The sequence below is a fragment of the Agromyces sp. NPDC058064 genome, assembly GCF_042885275.1.
GTDB lineage: Bacteria > Actinomycetota > Actinomycetes > Actinomycetales > Microbacteriaceae > Agromyces.
The window spans coordinates 95,454-112,178 of record NZ_JBHVSE010000003.1 but is presented as its reverse complement, the minus strand read 5'-3'; the positions used below and the strand labels follow the sequence as shown (position 1 = coordinate 112,178).

At 72.6% G+C, this 16,725-nt stretch carries 20 protein-coding genes; 5 read left to right on the top strand and 15 right to left on the bottom strand.

Features of this window, described 5'->3' with window-relative positions; all coding sequences use genetic code 11:
• From ACFVSL_RS12235 to ACFVSL_RS12225, 3 genes are all read right to left on the bottom strand, one after another.
• A partial coding sequence (locus ACFVSL_RS12235) for a threonine aldolase family protein (RefSeq protein WP_386941252.1) occupies positions 1–1,060 on the bottom strand: 1,060 nt, incomplete at its 3' end.
• A gap of 159 nt (positions 1,061–1,219) precedes the next feature.
• Positions 1,220–2,353, bottom strand: a complete 1,134-nt coding sequence (locus ACFVSL_RS12230) for an ABC transporter permease (RefSeq protein ID WP_386941251.1) — start codon at positions 2,351–2,353, stop codon at positions 1,220–1,222.
• Positions 2,350–3,234, bottom strand: coding sequence for an ABC transporter ATP-binding protein (locus tag ACFVSL_RS12225; protein ID WP_386941250.1), 885 nt, complete (start codon positions 3,232–3,234; stop codon positions 2,350–2,352). The genes ACFVSL_RS12230 and ACFVSL_RS12225 overlap by 4 nt, the downstream gene beginning before the upstream one ends.
• Positions 3,235–3,483: 249 nt before the next feature.
• Between ACFVSL_RS12225 and ACFVSL_RS12220 the strand changes: the two genes are divergently transcribed.
• Complete coding sequence (locus tag ACFVSL_RS12220) at positions 3,484–4,917, top strand: MFS transporter (RefSeq protein ID WP_386941532.1); 1,434 nt, start codon at positions 3,484–3,486, stop codon at positions 4,915–4,917.
• 94 nt (positions 4,918–5,011) lie between these two features.
• Entirely contained in the window at positions 5,012–5,674 is a 663-nt protein-coding gene (locus tag ACFVSL_RS12215) for a dihydrofolate reductase family protein (protein WP_386941249.1), read from the top strand.
• A gap of 87 nt (positions 5,675–5,761) precedes the next feature.
• Here ACFVSL_RS12215 and ACFVSL_RS12210 read toward each other — a convergent pair whose 3' ends face one another.
• The 11 genes from ACFVSL_RS12210 to ACFVSL_RS12160 form a co-directional block, all read right to left on the bottom strand.
• Positions 5,762–6,340: a dihydrofolate reductase family protein gene (locus ACFVSL_RS12210; protein WP_386941248.1), complete on the bottom strand. Its 579-nt coding sequence runs from the start codon at positions 6,338–6,340 to the stop codon at positions 5,762–5,764.
• Positions 6,340–6,852 (bottom strand): SRPBCC domain-containing protein, encoded by a 513-nt coding sequence (locus tag ACFVSL_RS12205; RefSeq protein WP_386941247.1) that lies wholly within the window; start codon positions 6,850–6,852, stop codon positions 6,340–6,342. The genes ACFVSL_RS12210 and ACFVSL_RS12205 overlap by 1 nt, the downstream gene beginning before the upstream one ends.
• On the bottom strand, positions 6,849–7,187 hold the full coding sequence (locus ACFVSL_RS12200) for an ArsR/SmtB family transcription factor (protein ID WP_386941246.1): 339 nt from the start codon (positions 7,185–7,187) through the stop codon (positions 6,849–6,851). Before ACFVSL_RS12200 ends, ACFVSL_RS12205 begins: the two co-directional genes overlap by 4 nt.
• An 86-nt stretch (positions 7,188–7,273) precedes the next feature.
• Positions 7,274–8,017 (bottom strand): response regulator, encoded by a 744-nt coding sequence (locus ACFVSL_RS12195; protein WP_386941245.1) that lies wholly within the window; start codon positions 8,015–8,017, stop codon positions 7,274–7,276.
• Positions 8,014–9,414 (bottom strand): sensor histidine kinase, encoded by a 1,401-nt coding sequence (locus tag ACFVSL_RS12190; protein ID WP_386941244.1) that lies wholly within the window; start codon positions 9,412–9,414, stop codon positions 8,014–8,016. The genes ACFVSL_RS12195 and ACFVSL_RS12190 overlap by 4 nt, the downstream gene beginning before the upstream one ends.
• Before the next feature lie 73 nt (positions 9,415–9,487).
• Positions 9,488–10,168 carry a DNA alkylation repair protein gene (locus ACFVSL_RS12185; RefSeq protein WP_386941243.1) on the bottom strand — a complete coding sequence of 227 codons (681 nt, stop codon included), beginning with the start codon at positions 10,166–10,168 and terminating at the stop codon, positions 9,488–9,490.
• A gap of 71 nt (positions 10,169–10,239) precedes the next feature.
• Positions 10,240–10,719 carry a hypothetical protein gene (locus ACFVSL_RS12180; protein ID WP_386941242.1) on the bottom strand — a complete coding sequence of 160 codons (480 nt, stop codon included), beginning with the start codon at positions 10,717–10,719 and terminating at the stop codon, positions 10,240–10,242.
• Positions 10,720–10,802: 83 nt separating this feature from the next.
• Positions 10,803–11,066, bottom strand: a complete 264-nt coding sequence (locus tag ACFVSL_RS12175; protein WP_386941241.1) for an HAD family hydrolase — start codon at positions 11,064–11,066, stop codon at positions 10,803–10,805.
• Complete coding sequence (locus tag ACFVSL_RS12170; protein ID WP_386941240.1) at positions 11,060–11,452, bottom strand: HAD family hydrolase; 393 nt, start codon at positions 11,450–11,452, stop codon at positions 11,060–11,062. Before ACFVSL_RS12170 ends, ACFVSL_RS12175 begins: the two co-directional genes overlap by 7 nt.
• A 41-nt stretch (positions 11,453–11,493) precedes the next feature.
• A complete protein-coding gene (locus ACFVSL_RS12165) occupies positions 11,494–12,336 on the bottom strand; it encodes a PIG-L deacetylase family protein (RefSeq protein WP_386941239.1) in 843 nt (280 codons plus the stop codon).
• A 148-nt stretch (positions 12,337–12,484) separates the two neighbouring features.
• Complete coding sequence (locus ACFVSL_RS12160) at positions 12,485–12,868, bottom strand: phage holin family protein (RefSeq protein ID WP_386941238.1); 384 nt, start codon at positions 12,866–12,868, stop codon at positions 12,485–12,487.
• A gap of 88 nt (positions 12,869–12,956) precedes the next feature.
• On the opposite strand from ACFVSL_RS12160, the gene ACFVSL_RS12155 reads away from it, so the two are divergent.
• The 3 genes from ACFVSL_RS12155 (at position 12,957) to ACFVSL_RS12145 (ending at position 15,939) form a co-directional block, all read left to right on the top strand.
• A complete protein-coding gene (locus ACFVSL_RS12155) occupies positions 12,957–14,249 on the top strand; it encodes an MFS transporter (RefSeq protein ID WP_386941531.1) in 1,293 nt (430 codons plus the stop codon).
• Positions 14,250–14,372: 123 nt separating this feature from the next.
• Positions 14,373–15,065, top strand: coding sequence for a DUF4232 domain-containing protein (locus tag ACFVSL_RS12150; protein WP_386941237.1), 693 nt, complete (start codon positions 14,373–14,375; stop codon positions 15,063–15,065).
• A gap of 124 nt (positions 15,066–15,189) precedes the next feature.
• On the top strand, positions 15,190–15,939 hold the full coding sequence (locus ACFVSL_RS12145; RefSeq protein ID WP_386941236.1) for a hypothetical protein: 750 nt from the start codon (positions 15,190–15,192) through the stop codon (positions 15,937–15,939).
• Between the two features lie 47 nt (positions 15,940–15,986).
• Here the strand turns inward: ACFVSL_RS12145 and ACFVSL_RS12140 are convergent, their stop codons facing one another.
• Positions 15,987–16,652: an SDR family NAD(P)-dependent oxidoreductase gene (locus ACFVSL_RS12140; RefSeq protein ID WP_386941235.1), complete on the bottom strand. Its 666-nt coding sequence runs from the start codon at positions 16,650–16,652 to the stop codon at positions 15,987–15,989.
• Positions 16,653–16,725 lie beyond the last annotated feature (73 nt).

Sequence of the window (16,725 nt, the reverse complement as noted above, 5' to 3'; positions counted from 1 at the left end):
CCTCGCGGATGCCCGCGACGAAGGCGTCGATGTCGGCCTCGCTCGTGTCGAAGGAGGCCATCCAGCGCACCTCGCCGCGTGCGGCGTCCCAGTCGTAGAACTTGAACCCGCGGTCGCGCAGCTTGTCGGCGACGCCCTGCGGCAGCGTCGCGAACACGCCGTTCGACTGCGTCTCCTGCGAGAAGCCGAGGCCGGGCAGCTCGCCCGCCGCGATGCCGGCGTCGAGCGCGTCGCGCAGGCGCGAGGCCATCGCGTTGGCGTGCGTGGCGTTGCGCAGCCACAGGTCACCCTCGTAGAGCGCGATCAGCTGCGCCGAGACGAAGCGCATCTTCGAGGCGAGCTGCATGTTGAGCTTGCGCAGGTACTTCAGGCCCTCGGATGCCTCGGGGTTCAGCACCACGATCGCCTCGGCGCCGAGGCATCCGTTCTTGGTGCCGCCCACGCTGAGCACGTCGACGCCCGCGTCGCGGGTGAAGTCGCGCAGCGGCACGCCGAGCGAGGCGCCCGCGTTGGACAGGCGCGCGCCGTCCATGTGCACCTTCATGCCGAGCGAGTGGGCGTGCTCGGTGATCGCGCGCACCTCCTCGACGGTGTACGCCGTGCCGAGCTCGGAGGTCTGCGTGATCGAGACGACGAGCGGCTGGGCGCGGTGCTCGTCGCCCCAGCCCCAGGCCTCTTCGTCGATGAGCTCGGGGGTGAGCTTGCCGTCGGGCGCGGCGACGGTGAGCAGCTTGATGCCGCCGACGCGCTCGGGCGCGCCGCCCTCGTCGGAGTTGATGTGCGCCGTCTTCGCCGAGACGACCGCGCCCCAGCGGGGGAGCATCGACTGCAGGCCCGTCACGTTCGCGCCGGTGCCGTTGAACACCGGGAAGGCCTCGACGCCCTCGCCGAAGTGGTGGGCGAACACCTGCTGCAGGCGCTCGGTGTAGACGTCCTCGCCGTAGGCCACCTGGTGGCCGTCGTTGGCGGTCGCGATGGCGGCGAGCACCTCGGGGTGCACGCCCGAGTAGTTGTCGGAGGCGAAGCCGCGGAAGGTCGTGTCGTGGAGCGCTGAGTTCACCGAACCATCCTCGCACCCGGCGGCTGGCAGACATCGTGACGCAGGGCGCACGGATTCGCCGTATTCGCGCCGCTGACGCAGTTCTGACGCGCGAAAGCGGGCGGATGCCGGGGCCCCCACCCGTGGCATCCGCCCGCAGCTCGATCGCGGGGCGCCGCGCTACCCGCGCAGCGCCTCGCCGAGGGGCACCCGCGACCCGGTCTTGAGGAGGGTGTTGCGGTAGATGCGCTCGCCGAGCGCCACCGCGAGGGCGGTCGTCGCGACGAGGATCGCGAGCGAGAGGATCGGCTCCCACCACTCCGCCTGGTCGAGGAAGATGCGCACCGGCATGCCGACCGGGGCCGAGAACGGCACGTAGCTCATGATGCCGAGCACGGTCGGGTCGTCGAAGAAGAAGATGACGAGGAAGTACGGGATCATCACGAGCATCGTCACGGGCGTCGTCACCGAGCCCATGTCCTCGGCGCGCGAGACCATCGCGGCGCTCGCGGCGAAGAGGGCGGCGAGCATCACGAAGCCGACCGCGAAGAACACGACGAACCAGATCACCGAGTCGCCGAGCCCTCCGAGCAGCACCTTCTGCCCGGTGAGCATGAGCCCGGCGATCGCGAGCACCGCGATCGCGACGATCTGCCCGAAGGCGAGCACGCTGTTGCCGATCACCTTGCCCGTGAGCAGCGCCCGCGCCGACACCGTCGAGAGCAGGATCTCCACGACGCGGGTCTGCTTCTCCTCGACCACCGACTGCGCGATCGTCGAGCCGAACGTGATCGCCGACATGAAGAACACGATGCCGAAGCCGAAGGCCACGAGGTAGGCGAGGCCGGGGTCGACCGCGGCCGGCTCGAGCAGCTCGACGGTCGGCACGACCGCGAGCGCCTGCACGACGCCCGACGGCGTCTGGTCGAGGCCGGTGACGGCGATGCCGAGCGGGTCGGATGCGTCGGGGCTGATCACCGCCTCCACCTCGCCGTCGCGCAGCAGCTGCTCGCCCGCGGCCTCGTCGTCGACGGGCACCGGGTCGAGCGCCGGATTGCCCTCGACCGCGCTCGCCGCCGTGCCGACGACGGCCACCTTGGCGGGGTCGGACTGGCCGCCGAAGAGGCTGCCGAGCACGACCGAGGCGAGCACCGCGAGCATGAGGATGCCGGTCGAGATGAGGAACGCCTTGCTGCGCAGCCGCATCGTGATCTCGCGGCCCGCGACGAGCGAGACGCTGTCGACGAAGCGCGGCTCGGCCGGCCGCGCCGCCGCCGGACGGGTCGTGGGCGCCTGCGGGGACTGCGTGCTCATCGCACGACCTCCTTGAAGATCTGGGCGAGCGTGGTGTGCTCGCGGGTGAAGCTCACGACCTCGCCGCGGGTGACGGCCTCGGCGAGCACGGCCTGCCGCGCGGCATCCGATTCGGCCTCGAAGACCGCCCAGCCGCCGTCGAACTCGGCGACCGTGATGCCGGGGCGCTCGCGCAGCCAGCCGGTGTCGCCGTCGGTCAGGAGCTCCCAGCGTTCGGAGCCGTGCTCGTCGCGGAGCGCGTCGCGGGGGCCGGAGGCGGCGATGCGGCCGCCCGCGATGATGACGAGGTCGTCGCAGAGGCGCTCGACGATGTCGAGCTGGTGCGAGGAGAAGAGCACGGGCACGCCGCCCGCGGCGACGTCGGCGAGCACGCCCTGCACCGTCTCGACCGCGATCGGGTCGAGGCCCGAGAACGGCTCGTCGAGCACGAGCACCTCGGGGTGGTGCACGAGCGCGGCGGCGATCTGCGCCCGCTGCTGGTTGCCGAGCGAGAGCGACTCGATCGTGTCGTCGAAGCGCTCGCCGAGGCCGAGGCGCTCGAGCAGCTCGCTCGCGTTGCGGCGTGCGGCGGCGGGGGCCCAGCCGTGCAGGCGGGCGAGGTAGACGGCCTGCTCGAGCACCTTCATCTTCGGGTAGAGGCCGCGCTCCTCGGGCATGTAGCCGAAGCGGCGGCGGTCGGAGGCGGTGATGGGCGAGCCGTCGAGCGAGACCCGGCCGCCGTCGGCGGCGAGCACGCCCAGGATGATGCGCATGGTCGTGGTCTTGCCGGCGCCGTTGCCGCCGACGAAGCCGGTGAGTAGGCCGTCGCCGACCGCGAAGGAGACCGCGTCGAGGGCGAGCCGATCGCCGTAGCGCTTGGTCACGTCGTTGAGTTCGAGCATGCCCTCACGGTACGGATGCCTCGCGGCCGGCGTCATCCGCCGGGCGACGGGTTTCGCGGCTCCGCCTCGCGGGGGAGGGCGGGGCGCGGGTGGATGAGCTCGGCGCGGGGTTCGCGGCGCAGGGGGGTTATGGATGTCGGCGGTCGCGGTTACCCTCGCAGGATGAGCGAGGGGCTCGATCCGACGGGGGCGGTGCGGCGTGGGGTGCGCACGCCGCAGGCGGGCACGGTCGTGCCGCCGCCGAACGGCATGCGCACGTTCCTCCACGTGCTCGCGAACACGATGATCGCGAACGTGACCACGAGCTTCCTGTGGTTCGCGCTCACCTTCTGGGTCTACCTCGAGACCCGCTCGGTGCTCGCCACGGGCATCATCGGCGGCGCGTACATGCTGCTCATCGCGCTCTTCGGAATGGTGTTCGGCACGCTCGTCGACCGCCACCGCAAGCATCGGGTCATGGTGCTGTCGAGCGTCGTCTCCCTCGCGGCGTTCACGATCGCCGGCGTGCTCTACGCGGTGCAGCCCGAGGCGGCGCTGCTCGACCTCGGCGGCCCGTGGTTCTGGGTGTTCACGGGCGTCATCCTCTTCGGCGCGGTCGTCGAGAACATGCGCAACATCGCCCTCTCGACGACGGTCACCCTGCTCGTGCCCGAAGAGCGCCACGCCAACGCCAACGGCATGGTCGGCACCGTGCAGGGCCTCGCGTTCATGGTCACGAGCGTGTTCAGCGGCCTCGCGATCGGCCTCGTCGGCATGGGCTGGACGCTGGTCATCGCGATCGCGCTGACGCTCGTCGCGCTCGTGCACCTGCTCTTCGTGCGCATCCCCGAGGAGAAGCCCGTGGTCGACGCCGACCGGGCGCCGATGATCGACCTCAGGGGCAGCGTCGCCGCGGTGCGCGCTGCGCCCGGGCTCTTCGCGCTCATCCTCTTCTCGACCTTCAACAACCTCATCGGCGGCGTGTACATGGCCCTGATGGACCCGTACGGGCTCGAGCTGTTCCCCGTCGAGATCTGGGGCATCGTGCTCGGCGTTACCGCGACGGGCTTCATCATCGGCGGGCTCGTGATCGCGAAGTGGGGGCTCGGCGAGAACCCCATCCGCACGATGCTGCTCGTCGTCATCGTCATGGGCCTGCTCGGCGCGCTCTTCACGATCCGCGACTGGTGGCTGCTCTACGCGCTCGGCATCTGGGCGTACATGTGCCTCATCCCCGTCGTCGAGGCGGCCGAGCAGACGGTGATCCAGAAGGTCGTGCCGTTCCGCACGCAGGGGCGCGTCTTCGGCTTCGCCCAGGCGTTCGAGGCGGCCGCGGCGCCGGTCACGGCGTTCCTCATCGCGCCGCTCGCCGAGTTCTGGATCATCCCCTACATGGAGTCGGCCGGCGGGCAGGCGACGTGGGGGTGGCTGCTCGGCGACGGCGAGGCGCGCGGCATCGCGCTCGTGTTCCTCTTCTCGGGGCTCATCATGGTGGCGCTCGCGCTCGCGGCGTTCACGACCCGCTCGTACCGCATGCTCTCGACCGAGTTCCGCGAGGGGGTGCCTCCGACGGCGGGCGGCGCCGACCAGGCGGCGGGCGAGGCCGACGGTGCCGACCGTCGCCCCGACGGCGTCGGTGACGGCGCTCGCGACGGGGTCGCCGAATCGGCGCCGAGCGGGCAGGGCGGTCGCCGGGCCGACTGAGCGCGGGCCCGATGTTTCGATCTCCGTCGAAACTGTTCGGCGTCGGCCCGGTGCCCGGAAGAGTGGGCGTCGCGGCCCGAGCGGGTCGCGACCGATGACCGGAAGGACTCCGCCCGTGGCCGTTCGCGCCGACCTCAACATCTCACTCGACGGCTACGCCTCGACCACCGACCAGACGGCCGAGAACCCGATGGGCGACGACTGGTTCCGCCTCACGGGCGCCTACTCGGCCACGCGCACCTTCCGCGAGCGGGTGTTCGGCGACACCTCGGGAGCCGGCACGACCGGCGTCGACGACGCGTACGCCCGGGCGTACTTCGAGAACATCGGCGCCGAGATCATGGGCGCGGGCATGTTCGGGTTGCACCTGAACGCCGACGACCCCGACTGGCGCGGCTGGTGGGGCGACGAACCGCCCTTCCACGTGCCGGTCTTCGTGCTGACGCACGCCCCGCGGCCGTCGATCGAGATGGCCGGCGGCACGACCTTCCACTTCCGCGACGCCTCGCCCGAGGCGGCGCTCGCCGAGGCGACCGCCGCTGCGGGCGGTGCCGACGTGCGCATCGGCGGCGGGGTGCGCACGGTGCGCTCGTTCCTCGCGGCGGGACTCGTCGACGCGCTGCACGTGGCGATCGCGCCGATCCTGCTCGGTCGCGGCCAGAACCTCTGGCACGAGCTGCGCGGCCTGGAGCAGCAGTACGCCGTCTCGAGCGAGACGGCCGAGAGCGGCGTCGTCCACGTGACCTTCCGGCGGTGACCCGCGCGAGGCCGACGCGAGGCCAACGCGCCGCTCGGGCGCGTCGGCCGGGGCCAGCTGGCCGGGGCCAGCTGGCCGGGGCCGGCGTCACCCCACCCGGTAGCGCAGGCTGACCACGCCGCCCGGCCGGGCGGAGGCCCGGTCGAGCTCGAGCCGGCCCTCGCCGAGCTGCGGGGGCGTGAACGACCGCCCGTCGCCGAGGAGGGTCGGCACGACCCGCAGGTGCAGTGCGTCGACGAGGCCGGCCGCGAACAGCGCGTCGGTCAGCACGAGGCTGCCCCAGACGATCACGGCGCCGAACCGCTCCTTCAGCGCGGCGGCCTGCTCCGCCCCGTCGCCGCGGAGGATCTCGATGCGTCCGTCGCCCCACGGGGCTTGCTCCAGCGTGTTCGAGACGACGAACTTCGGCAGCCGGTCGATGAGCTCGGCGACGTGCTCGACCGCGGGATCGACGCCCGGCCAGTAGTCGGCGAACATCCGGTACGTGGTCGCGCCGAACAGGATCGCGTCGGCCTGCGAGACGTACTCGAGCTGCTCGGCGTCGTTGAAGTCGACGGTGCCGTGCTCGTCGGGACGCACGAGCGCCTCGAAGAAGTCGATGCCGCCGTCGGGGTCGGCGGCGTAGCCGTCGGCGGTGACCACCTGCTCGACGATCAGCCGGCCCATCAGCGCACCTCGCTCGGGCCCCCGGCGGTCTCGGCCAGGTGCTCGTCGAGCATGTCGAAGGCGGAGCTCCAGCCGTCGTAGACGTCGTCGTCGCCGGGGGCGGCGTCGATGCCGAGCAGGTGGAACAGCATCTCGGTGCGTCCGCCGTCGAGCTCGCGAAGGGTGATGGTGATGACGGGCACGCGATCGTCGTCGTCGCCGGGCGAACCCCACGTCATGACGAGGCGTTCGGGCGCGCGAACCTCGCGGAAGGTGCCCGCGGTGGGGTACTCGCTGCCATCGGGGGCGACCATCGTGTAGCGGTAGCTGCCGCCCTCGCGGGTGTCGAGGTCGACGCTGCCGGGCTTGATCTCGATGTCGCGCGGGTGCCACCAGGCGGCGGCGTCGGCCTGCTCGGTCCACGCCCGCCAGACGAGTTCGCGCGGGGCGTCGAAGGTGCGGGTGATGGTGAACTGCGGTGCGTGCGTCGTGTCCGCGGAGGCGGGCGACGTCACGGTGTCGTGCTCGGTCATTCCGGATTCTCCTTCATGGTGCGGAGGTGCTCGGCGAGCAGGTCGAAGCGCTCGTTCCACTCGCCGCGGTGGTGCTCGACCCAGGCGGATGCCTCGTCGAGGGGTTCGGTGCGCAGCGTGCAGGTGCGCCACTGCGCGGTCGCGGTGCGCTCGATGAGCCCGGCCCGCTCGAGCACCTTGAGGTGCTGCGAGATCGCGGGGCGGCTCATGGCGAACGGCTCGGCGAGCTCGCCGACGGTCGCGGGCCCGACCCGGAGGCGCGAGAGCATCGCGCGGCGGGTCGGGTCGGCGAGCGCCTGGAACACCGCGCTCAGCTCGTCCTGCGCATCACCCAATGTAAGCAACTCCTTAATTAATGAATTGCTTAACCATAGGCTCGGCGCCAGCCGGCGTCAACCCCTCGCTGCCATGCGCCGTGGCGTCAGCCGCGCGGCCGCACCACGCCGTGCTCGTACGCGTAGACGACCGCGTGCACCCGGTCGCGCAGGCCCAGCTTCATGAGCACCTTCGAGACGTGGGTCTTCACCGTCGCCTCACCCACCCAGAGGCGGTCGGCGATCTCGGCGTTCGAGATGCCGAGCGCGAGCAGCTCGAGCACCTCGCGCTCGCGCTCGGTGAGGGTCGCGAGCTCGGCGGGTGCGGGCGAGGAGGCGGTGTCGGGTTCAGCACCGGGGGCTGCCTCGTCCGGGCGGGCTGCGGCGGCGGATGCCGCGTGGCCCGCCGTCGGGCCGCGCCCCGAGCGGCCCGCGGCCGCCTCGATGACGCGGCGCGTGACATCCGGCGAGAGCAGCGCGTCGCCGCGCGCGACGACCTGCACCGCCTCGATCAGCTGCTCGGGGCTCGAGTTCTTCAGCAGGAACCCGCTCGCCCCGGCGTCGAGCGCGGCGAACAGGTAGTCCTCGCGGTTGAAGGTCGTGAGCACGAGCACGGCCGCCTGCGTCGCCGCGTCGCCGGTGATGCGGCGAGTGGCCTCGAGGCCGTCCATCCCGGGCATCTGCACGTCCATGCAGACGACGTCGGGCGCGAGCATCGCGACCCGGTCGATCGCCGCCTGCCCGTCGGCGGCCTCGCCGACGACCTCGATCCCGTCCTCCGAGTCGAGGATGGTGCGGAAGCCGGCGCGTACGAGGCTCTGGTCGTCGACGACGAGCACGCGGATGCTCATGCGCCCGCCTCCGCGGACCGGGCGGACGCGACGGCACCGGCCGCGTCGTCGCGGCGGAGCGGGAAGCTCGCCCGCACGAGGTAGCCGCCCCGGGCGCGCGGCCCGAGCTCGATCGTGCCGCCGGCGGCGGCGACCCGCTCGCGCATGCCGAGCTGGCCGAGCCCGCCGCTCGAGCCGTCGGTACGTCGGGCCACGCCGGCGGTCGAGGTCGCGCTGCCCGAGTTCGTGATCTCGACCTCGAGGGCAGTGTCGGTCCAGCGCACCCGCACCTCGGCGGTCGCGGCGGCACCGGCGTGCTTGCGCACGTTCGTGAGGGCCTCCTGCGTGATGCGGTAGGCGCTGAGGTCGACGACGGGCGAGATCGGCCGTGCCTCGCCGACGACGGCGAGCGTCACCGGGAGCCCGCCGTCGGCCGACTCGGCGACGAGCTCGTCGAGGCGGGCGATCCCGCGGGTCGAGGTGCTCGTGGTCGCCGCGCCGCCCGCGGCGCCTGCCGCCCGGTCGCCGTCGAGCACGAGCGGCCCGGTGTCGCCGTCGCCGCGCAGCGTGCCGAGCAGCCCGTGCAGCTCGTCGACCGCCTCGCGCGCGCTCGACTCGATCGCCGCGAGCGAGGCGGTGGCCGCCCCCGGATCCTTCGCGAGCACCCGCCGCGCCGCCCCAGCCTGCACGCCGATGACCGAGACGTGATGGGCGACGACGTCGTGGAGCTCGCGCGCGATGCGCAGCCGCTCGATCGCGACCGCCTGCACGCGGGTGCGCTCGCGCTCGGCCGCGAGCTCGGCCGTGCGCTGCTCGAGCTCGGCCCTCGCGCGGGCCGAGCGGTAGGCGGTGTCGCCGAAGTACCAGGCGCCGCCGAAGTACAGCAGGTTCGTGAGCACGTTGATGAAGCCGTAGGCGAGGTACGGCGAGAGCAGCCCCTCGCGCGAGAGCTCGGGGAGGTGGTCGGCCATCGCCGAGTAGTAGATGAGGCCCCAGAACAGCCAGGCGAACATCACGACGACGATCGCGCCGCGCACGATCGTGGCGATCCGCCGGCTGCGGCCCCACGCGCCGACCGTGTAGATCGCGACGAAGAGCGCGATGTTCGAGAAGAGCGCCTCGCCGACGACGGTGACGGCGCCGACGATGAAGACGGCGGATGCCACGAGCGCGACGATCTCGGGCCAGCGGCGCCGCGCGGCGAGGGGCAGGGTCATCCCGGCCGTCCAGAGCGCGGCGCCCCACCACGGGGTGCCTTCGCCCCAGCCGGTCGCGCGGTACAGCACCACGCTCGCGGCCGTGCCGACGGCGAGGACGAGGGCGAGCAGGAGGTCGTTGCGGTAGCCGCGCCGCCCGGGACGCGGCCTGACCCATTCGACGCCCGGCAGGACGGGCGGTGCGGTGGTGGTCTCGGGCATCCCTCCACGCTAGCGACGGGACGCACGACGGGGATCCGCCGCGCGGCGGAGATCGAGTCGGTGCAGCCGCGGCCTACTTCGCGGTCTGCCGCCGTACCATCTCGCCGATCCAGATCGGCGCGAAGGGCGAGGTGCAGTTCGGGGGCGTCGGGTAGTCCTTCAACACCTCGAGGCGCTCGCCGATGTCGATGGCCCTGGCGCGGTAGGCCGGGTGGTTGATGCCGATCATCGCGAGCGAGGTGTTCATCTCCCACTGCACCTTGTCGGGCGCGCCCTGCATCTCGGCCTCGATGGTGGCGAGCATGACCGGGAGCTCGTCGGGCTCGAGCGACTCGGGCCGCTTCGCGACCCGTTCGGCGTTGAGCGCCCACGCCGCGCTCACGACGAGCGGGTCGGGGTCGTCGAGCCAGGCGAGCCGCAGGGCCTCGGCGTGCGGGCTCTTCTTGACCACGTAGTTCACGAGCCAGTCGTGGCCCTTGGGCGTCGGCTCCTCGCGCATCATCGCATCGAGCTGCGCGGCGGTGAACGCCTTCGGCCGGCAGATCAGGATCGCGAGGAGCCGCGCCGCGGTGTCGTCCGTCGCCCAGAGCTCGAGGGCGAGCTCATGGTTCGTCTTCACGCGCTTCGCGAGTGCGCGCAGCTGCGCGAGGTTCACGCCGTGCGTGTCGCCGCGGCGCTCGTTGGCCGCGCGGGTCTGCGGGTCGTCGAGTGCGGCGAGCTCGGCCTGCACCTCGGCGAGTGCGGGTGCGGTCATCGGTCCTCCAGTGTGCTCGGGCTCGTCGGCCAGCCTAGGTCGACGAGCCGCGAGCCGCACCGGCTCGCGCGCTACTCCGAGGCGAAGGTGTTCGCCCAGACCTCGGAGCCGTCGGGGTTGAGGTAGGTGTACGTCACCTTCGGCGCGGTGATGCCGTAGGACTCCATCTCGGGGAACAGCGTGTCGTCGCAGACCTGCTGCAGCGACGGCTTCATCTGCTCGAAGGTCGGCACGGCGGTGGCGGGGTCGACCGCTTCGGTGAACGTGTAGCGGTAGTCGATGGTGTCGGGCGCGATCGCCTCGGCCGAGATCTCCGAGTACATGCCGTCGAACTGCTCGAGGAGTGCGGGCATCTGCTCCTGCACGGCTGCGACGTAGCCGTCGAGCGCCTCGGACTGGCCGCTCGGCGCCTCGGAGGCGGCCACCGGCTGCTCCGACGAGCCGGATGCCTCGGAGGGGCCGCCGCCAGCGGGCGAGCAGGCGGAGAGGGCGAGCGTCAGGGATGAGACGAGGAGCGCGGCACTGAGGCCGCGTGCGAGAGCGCGATTCACAGCGACAGCCTAGTGAATCGGAGGGCGGTCTCCGTTCCTGCGCCGGCCCACCCGGTTCGCGATGGCGCGGTGCGGGCGCGCGCCTACGCCAGCGTGATCGTGAGGGTGTCGCCGTCCGCGGTGACCCGCACGGCGGCGAGGTCGTGCACGAGGTGATCCGCGCCGTGCGGCCCGGCGAGCGGGCCGACGCCGATGACGCGCATCCCCGCGCTGCGGGCGGCCGTGATGCCGGCCTCGGAGTCCTCGAAGACCACGCAGTCGCGCGCGGGCACCCCGAGCGCCTCGGCCGCGGCGAGGAACCCCTCGGGGTCGGGCTTGCTCGCGGTGACGCTCTCGGCGGTCACCACGACGGGGGCGTGGTGAGTCCCGCTGCGGCCATCCGTGCGGTCGCCAGCGGCAGGCTCGCCGAGGTGACGAGGGCGTGCGGCACGTCGGCGAGCGCCTGCATCAGCTCGACTGCGCCGGCGATGGCGACGACGCCCTCGGTCTCGGCGGTCTCGCGCTCGAGCATCGTGCGGTTGTCGACGAGGTTCTCCTCGACCGCGCGCCCGGGCAGCAGGATCGCCATGCTCGCGTGGCCCTGCCGGCCGTGGATCACCTGCATGACCTCGGCCGGGTCGAGGGCGTGCTCCGCCGCCCAGTCGGTCCACACCCGTTCGACGACGGCCGACGAGTCGACGAGCGTGCCGTCCATGTCGAGCAGGATCGCGGCGGCGGAGATGGTGGTGGTCATCGGGGAAGGCTACACGCGCGACCTCGGCGCAGGCCTGCCGCCTATCCCAGCGGCTCGGCCTCGAGGTCGCGCACGTGGTAGAACTCCTGGTCCCAGAGCAGGTAGATGAGCCACGTGGGCAGGATGTACGACTCCTGCATGAAGTTCGCCTGGGAGGCGTGGATCGTCCATCCCTCGTGCTTCTTCTGCACCGCGGCATCCATCGCGTACTCGGGCTTCGGCTGGTTCGCGACGACGAACGCGCCGGTCTCGCCGCCGAAGGCCGCGAGCGCGCCCGACGGGCTGATCGTGTACACGAGGTGCTTCGGGCCGGTGTACGAACCGCCCTCCGCCTCGAGCTCGGCGATCGCGCGTTCGGCGACCTCGCCCATCCGCATGTGGTCCTCGTGGCCGGTCGCGCCCGACTCGGGCCAGAACGCGACGACGACGTCGGGCTCGACCCGGCGCATCTCGTCGGCGACGCGGTCGACGAGCTCGTCCTCGTCGACCTCGGGCACGCCGCCGTCGGGGTAGTCCCACACCACGTGGCGGTCGACGCCGAGGTTGAAGCTGTTCTTCAGCGCCTCGGCCTTGCGGATCTCGCCGAGGTCCTCCTGCCGTGCGACGACCGGCGTCTGGTGGCCGGCCTCGCCCTGCGTGGCGGTGATCATCGCCGTGTAGGCGCCGCCCTCGTGCGCGTGCCAGAAGAGGCCGTTGACGGTCTGCTCGTCGTCGGGGTGGGCGAACACGCCGAGCACGCGGGTGCCGCCGAGCTCGTCGACGACCGAGTCGACGCCCTTCGCGGTGGGCTCGTGGAAGAGGTGACGGCCGGCCCAGTAGAGTCCGCCGACGACGGCGGCGAGGACGGCGGCGACGACGATGAGCGCGACGGTGCGCTTGCGCATGGGTGGGGCCTTCGGGTTCGGATGCCTCGAGCCCGTGTTCGCTCGGGCACGGCGGTGGCGGGCGAATGGGGGACTCGCACGCCGTTTCGGGTGCGAGCATGCTAACCCGCGCGCTCGCGGACGCCGAATCGGGCTCGGTTTCCGGCGCTCAGCCCTTCTTCTCGGGGGCGATGCGCGGCAGCAGGTACTTGCCCGAGAGCCAGGCGGCCAGGGCGGTGATGATCCAGACGATGACGGCGGCGAGCACCCACGGCGCGATGCCGTCGAAGGTGATGCCGTCACCGAGCGAGGCGACGAAGAGGGCGACCGCGGTCGAGATGAGGCCCGCGACGCCCGCGACGGCGGGGGCGCCGCGATGGAACAGCGTCTCGACCAGCCACTCGATGAGCGCCTGCACGGCGGCGAACACGATGATCGCGACGAGGAACCCCGACCAGTGCAGGTGCATGCCCGGAACGAGCAGCGCGGCGATGGCCAGGGCGAGGGCGGCGAGCACGAGGGACACGCCGAGACGGATGAGGAAGCGCACCATGGCGTGAGCGTAGCGCTTCAGTGCTGCGGCAGCGCTTCCGTGCGCGGCCGGTCGGGAGGATGATGGGCGGGTGAGCGAGCCGACGGCGGTGAACCATGCGGCGCGACGGGTGCAGTCCGTCTACTTCACGCTACTCATCGGCAACACGCTCGCCGCTTCGTTCATCTGGGGCGTCAACACGCTGTTCCTGCTCGACGCCGGGCTCTCGAACCTCGAGGCCTTCGCTGCGAACGCGTTCTTCTCGGTCGGCATGGTGATCTTCGAGGTGCCGACCGGCGTCGTGGCCGACACGCTCGGCCGACGGGTGTCGTACCTGCTCGGCACGGTCACGCTCGCCGTCACGACGCTCCTCTACTACTGGCTCTGGGTGATCGAGGCGCCGTTCTGGGGCTGGGCGATCGTCTCCGTGCTGCTCGGGCTGGGTTTCACCTTCTTCTCGGGCGCGACCGAGGCGTGGCTCGTCGACGCCCTCACGGCGACCGGCTACACGGGCAGCCTCGAGCGCGTCTTCGGGCGCGGGCTCGCGCTCTCCGGCGCGGCGATGTTCATCGGCTCGATCGCGGGCGGCGTGGTCGCCCAGGCGACCGACCTCGGGGTGCCGTTCCTCCTGCGCGCCGCGATCCTGATCGTCATGTTCGTGGTCGCCGCGGTGCTCATGCGCGACCTCGGCTTCACGCCGGCGGGGCGCGCGCACCCGCTTCGGGCGACGAAGCAGGTGTTCCAGTCCTCGCTGCGGTACGGGCTCGGCCGGCCGGCCGTGCGGTACGTGATGTTCGCCTCGTTCTTCACCTCGGGCGTCGGCTTCTACGTCTTCTACGCACTGCAGCCGTACCTCGTCGAGCTCTGGGGCGACGCCGAGGCCTACTCGATCGCGGGCCTCGCCGCCGCGATCCTCTCGGGCGCGCAGGTCATCGGCGGGCTGTGCGCACCGTGGGTTCGCCGACGGTTCCGCCGGCGCACGACGACGATCCTCCTGAGCCTCGTGGTCAGCACCGGGGTGCTGCTCGCGCTGGGGTTCAACCGCAGCTTCTGGCTCGCCCTCGTGCTCCTCGTGCTCTGGGGCCTCGTCGACGCGGCGGCGGGCCCGGTGCAGCAGGCGTACCTCAACGACATGATCCCGTCGGCGCAGCGGGCGACCGTGCTGTCGTTCGACTCGCTGCTCGGCAGCACCGGCGGAGCGGTGATCCAGCCGGTGCTGGGGCGGTCGGCCGACCTCTGGGGGTATCCGGGATCGCTCATCGTGAGCAGCGGGTTCCAGGTGCTGGCGGTGCCGTTCCTCTGGCTGAGCCGGCGACAGCACTCGCCCGCCGACGTGGCGACCGGCGTCACCGACGAGCGCCGCGAGTCCGACGACGTCCAGGGTGTGCCGCCGATCGACTGACGCCCGGCGACCGGCGCCGGCGCCCGGCGCCCGGTGCGAGCGCCTCGGTGCAGACCCTCTTCCGCGACGGGCGGGCCGGGCATAGCCTGATGGGTCGACGGTCGGCATGACGAGGAGGCTTCGATGACGCGTGCGGGTGCAACGGCCACGGCCACGACGGCGGCGCTGCTGCTCGCCCTCGCGCTCGGCGGCTGCGCCGCTGGCTCGGCGACGCCCGACGGGTCGCAGGCGACGACGGATGCATCGCCCTCCGCCTCGCCGACGGCGTCGAGCGAGCCCGAGGCGACGGCGGTGCCCGACGCCGGCGCGACGCCCGCGGGCGGCGGGGCAGCCGGCGACGGAACGGTCGCTCCCCGCGATGAGGAGCCGTTCGCCGACGATGCGGTCGGCGGTGCGGGCCTCGCCTGCGATGACGCGCAGTTCGAGCTCGCCGTGACACCGCTGCCCGACGAGTCGGGCGCCGGGTCGTTCGGATTCGAGCTCGTCTTCACGAACACGGGAGCGCAGGCGTGCGTGTTCGACGGGTGGCCGGGCCTCATCGCGATCGACGACGAGGGCGTCGAGGTGGGATGGCCCGCGCAGATCGAGGCCGCGGCGACCACGCCGGTCGTGATCGACGCGAACGGCGGCGTCGCGCGGGCGCATGTGCGTGCCTCGCAGGCGGGCGCGTACGGCTGCACGCCGATCGAGGCGTCGGGCGTGCGTGCGCGGCTCGCCTCCGACGGAGCCGGCGAAGGCATCGACACCCCGTACGCGATCACGGTGTGCGACGGCGCGATCGCCACGATGCGGATCTCACCGCTCGTCGCCGGCTGAGCGCTCCGAGCACGCAGGGCTGAAACCGGACCACGGGGTTGCCCCCTCTTCGGGGGTCACGTAGCATTGCCGGACGCCCGCACGACGAACGCCCGAGCGCCCTCGGGAGACGAGGAGGATCGGCATGCGCAAGATCCTCGTCCTGGTCGCTGCGGCGACGGTCCTCTTCCTCGGCTCGCTGTCGCTCGGCGTCGCCGCGGCGCTGACCGGCGCCCCCGTCTTCTACGACGCCCGCTCGCCGCACCCCTCGACTGCCGTCGACGAGCTCGACATCGAGGCCGGCGCCGCCACGACCGCGCCCGGAACCTCCGACGGGGCCGACGACGGCGACGGGGCGGTGCCCCCGACGACCTCGCCGGCGCCGCCCGCGCCCTCGCCAACCAGGCCCCCGACCGACGCGCCGGCTCCGACGCCGACGACGCCGCCGGCCGATCCGATCCCCACCGCCGAGGAGCAGACGGCGTGGCTCGCGTTCCAGCAGCTGGTGCGCGACTGCATGGTCGAGGCCGGGTACGAGTACCGGCACTGGGAGTGGTGGACGACCGAGCCGCGCAACCCGAACTCGACGGCGCCGGCGATGCCGGACGGGCTCGGCGCCGACGAGCGCACCGCGTGGCACGCGGCGCTCGAGGGGCCCGGACTCGACGGCACGGGGTGCCTCGCCCGGGCCGCCGAGCAGGATCGCGGGGAGTCGGCCCCGCCGCCGTCGCCCGAGGCGTCGACGCCGCCGACGCCCGATGACGGCGGCATGCTGCGACCCGACGGCGAGACCGGCTCCGAGGTGCTCGAGCCCGAAGCCGCCCCCGACGTGAGCGAGCCCGAGGCGCTCGAGCCCGATCCCACGGCTGCCGACGACGGCGCGTCGGCAGGCTGAGACCTCGGCTCAGGCCGAGAGCCTCGGCTCAGGTTGAGAGCCTCGGCTCAGGCCGACAGCGTCTCGACGCGCCCGTTCAGCTCCGAGGCATCCGCCGACCAGAGCGCGACGACCTCGGTCGCGAGGCGTTCCTCGAGGCCCGCGAGCGACGTCACGCGGAAGGTGACGGCGGCGCCGGTCTCACCCTCCTTGCCGAGTCCGTGGGCGAGCGACTGCATCCACGCCTCGCTCGCGGCCTTCACGGCGGCGTAGTTCGCGCCGCCCGCGAGCGGGCGCTCCACGGCCGTCGACGAGACGATCGCGATACGGCCGGCGGGCGAGGCGACGAGGTCGTCCCAGAGGGCGCGGCTGATGTGGCGGAGCGCGGAGAACGAGCGCTCGAGCACCCGGTAGTCCTCTTCGGTCTGCCCGGGGATGCCGCCGCCGCCGCGCCAGCCGCCGACGAGGTGGATGATGCCGTCGACGTCGCCGACCCTGCCGTGCACGCGCATCGCGAGCGGCCACACCTGCATCTGGTCGGTGAGGTCGGCCTGCTCGGTGATGACGCCGGGCAGTTCGGCTGCGAGCTCGCCGAGGCGGGTGCGATCGCTGCCCACCGCGATGACGCGGGCGCCCGCCTCGAGGAGGGCGCGTGCGACGGCCCGGCCCGAGGCGCTCGTGGCGCCGGCGATGAGCACGGTGCGTCCGGCGGCGCCGGTGGGGTGGTCGTTCATGTGGGGCTCCTCTTCGAGCTGGATTCAGGAGAAAGAAAGCTGCTCAGGACGAGATCGCCGATTTCGTCCTGAG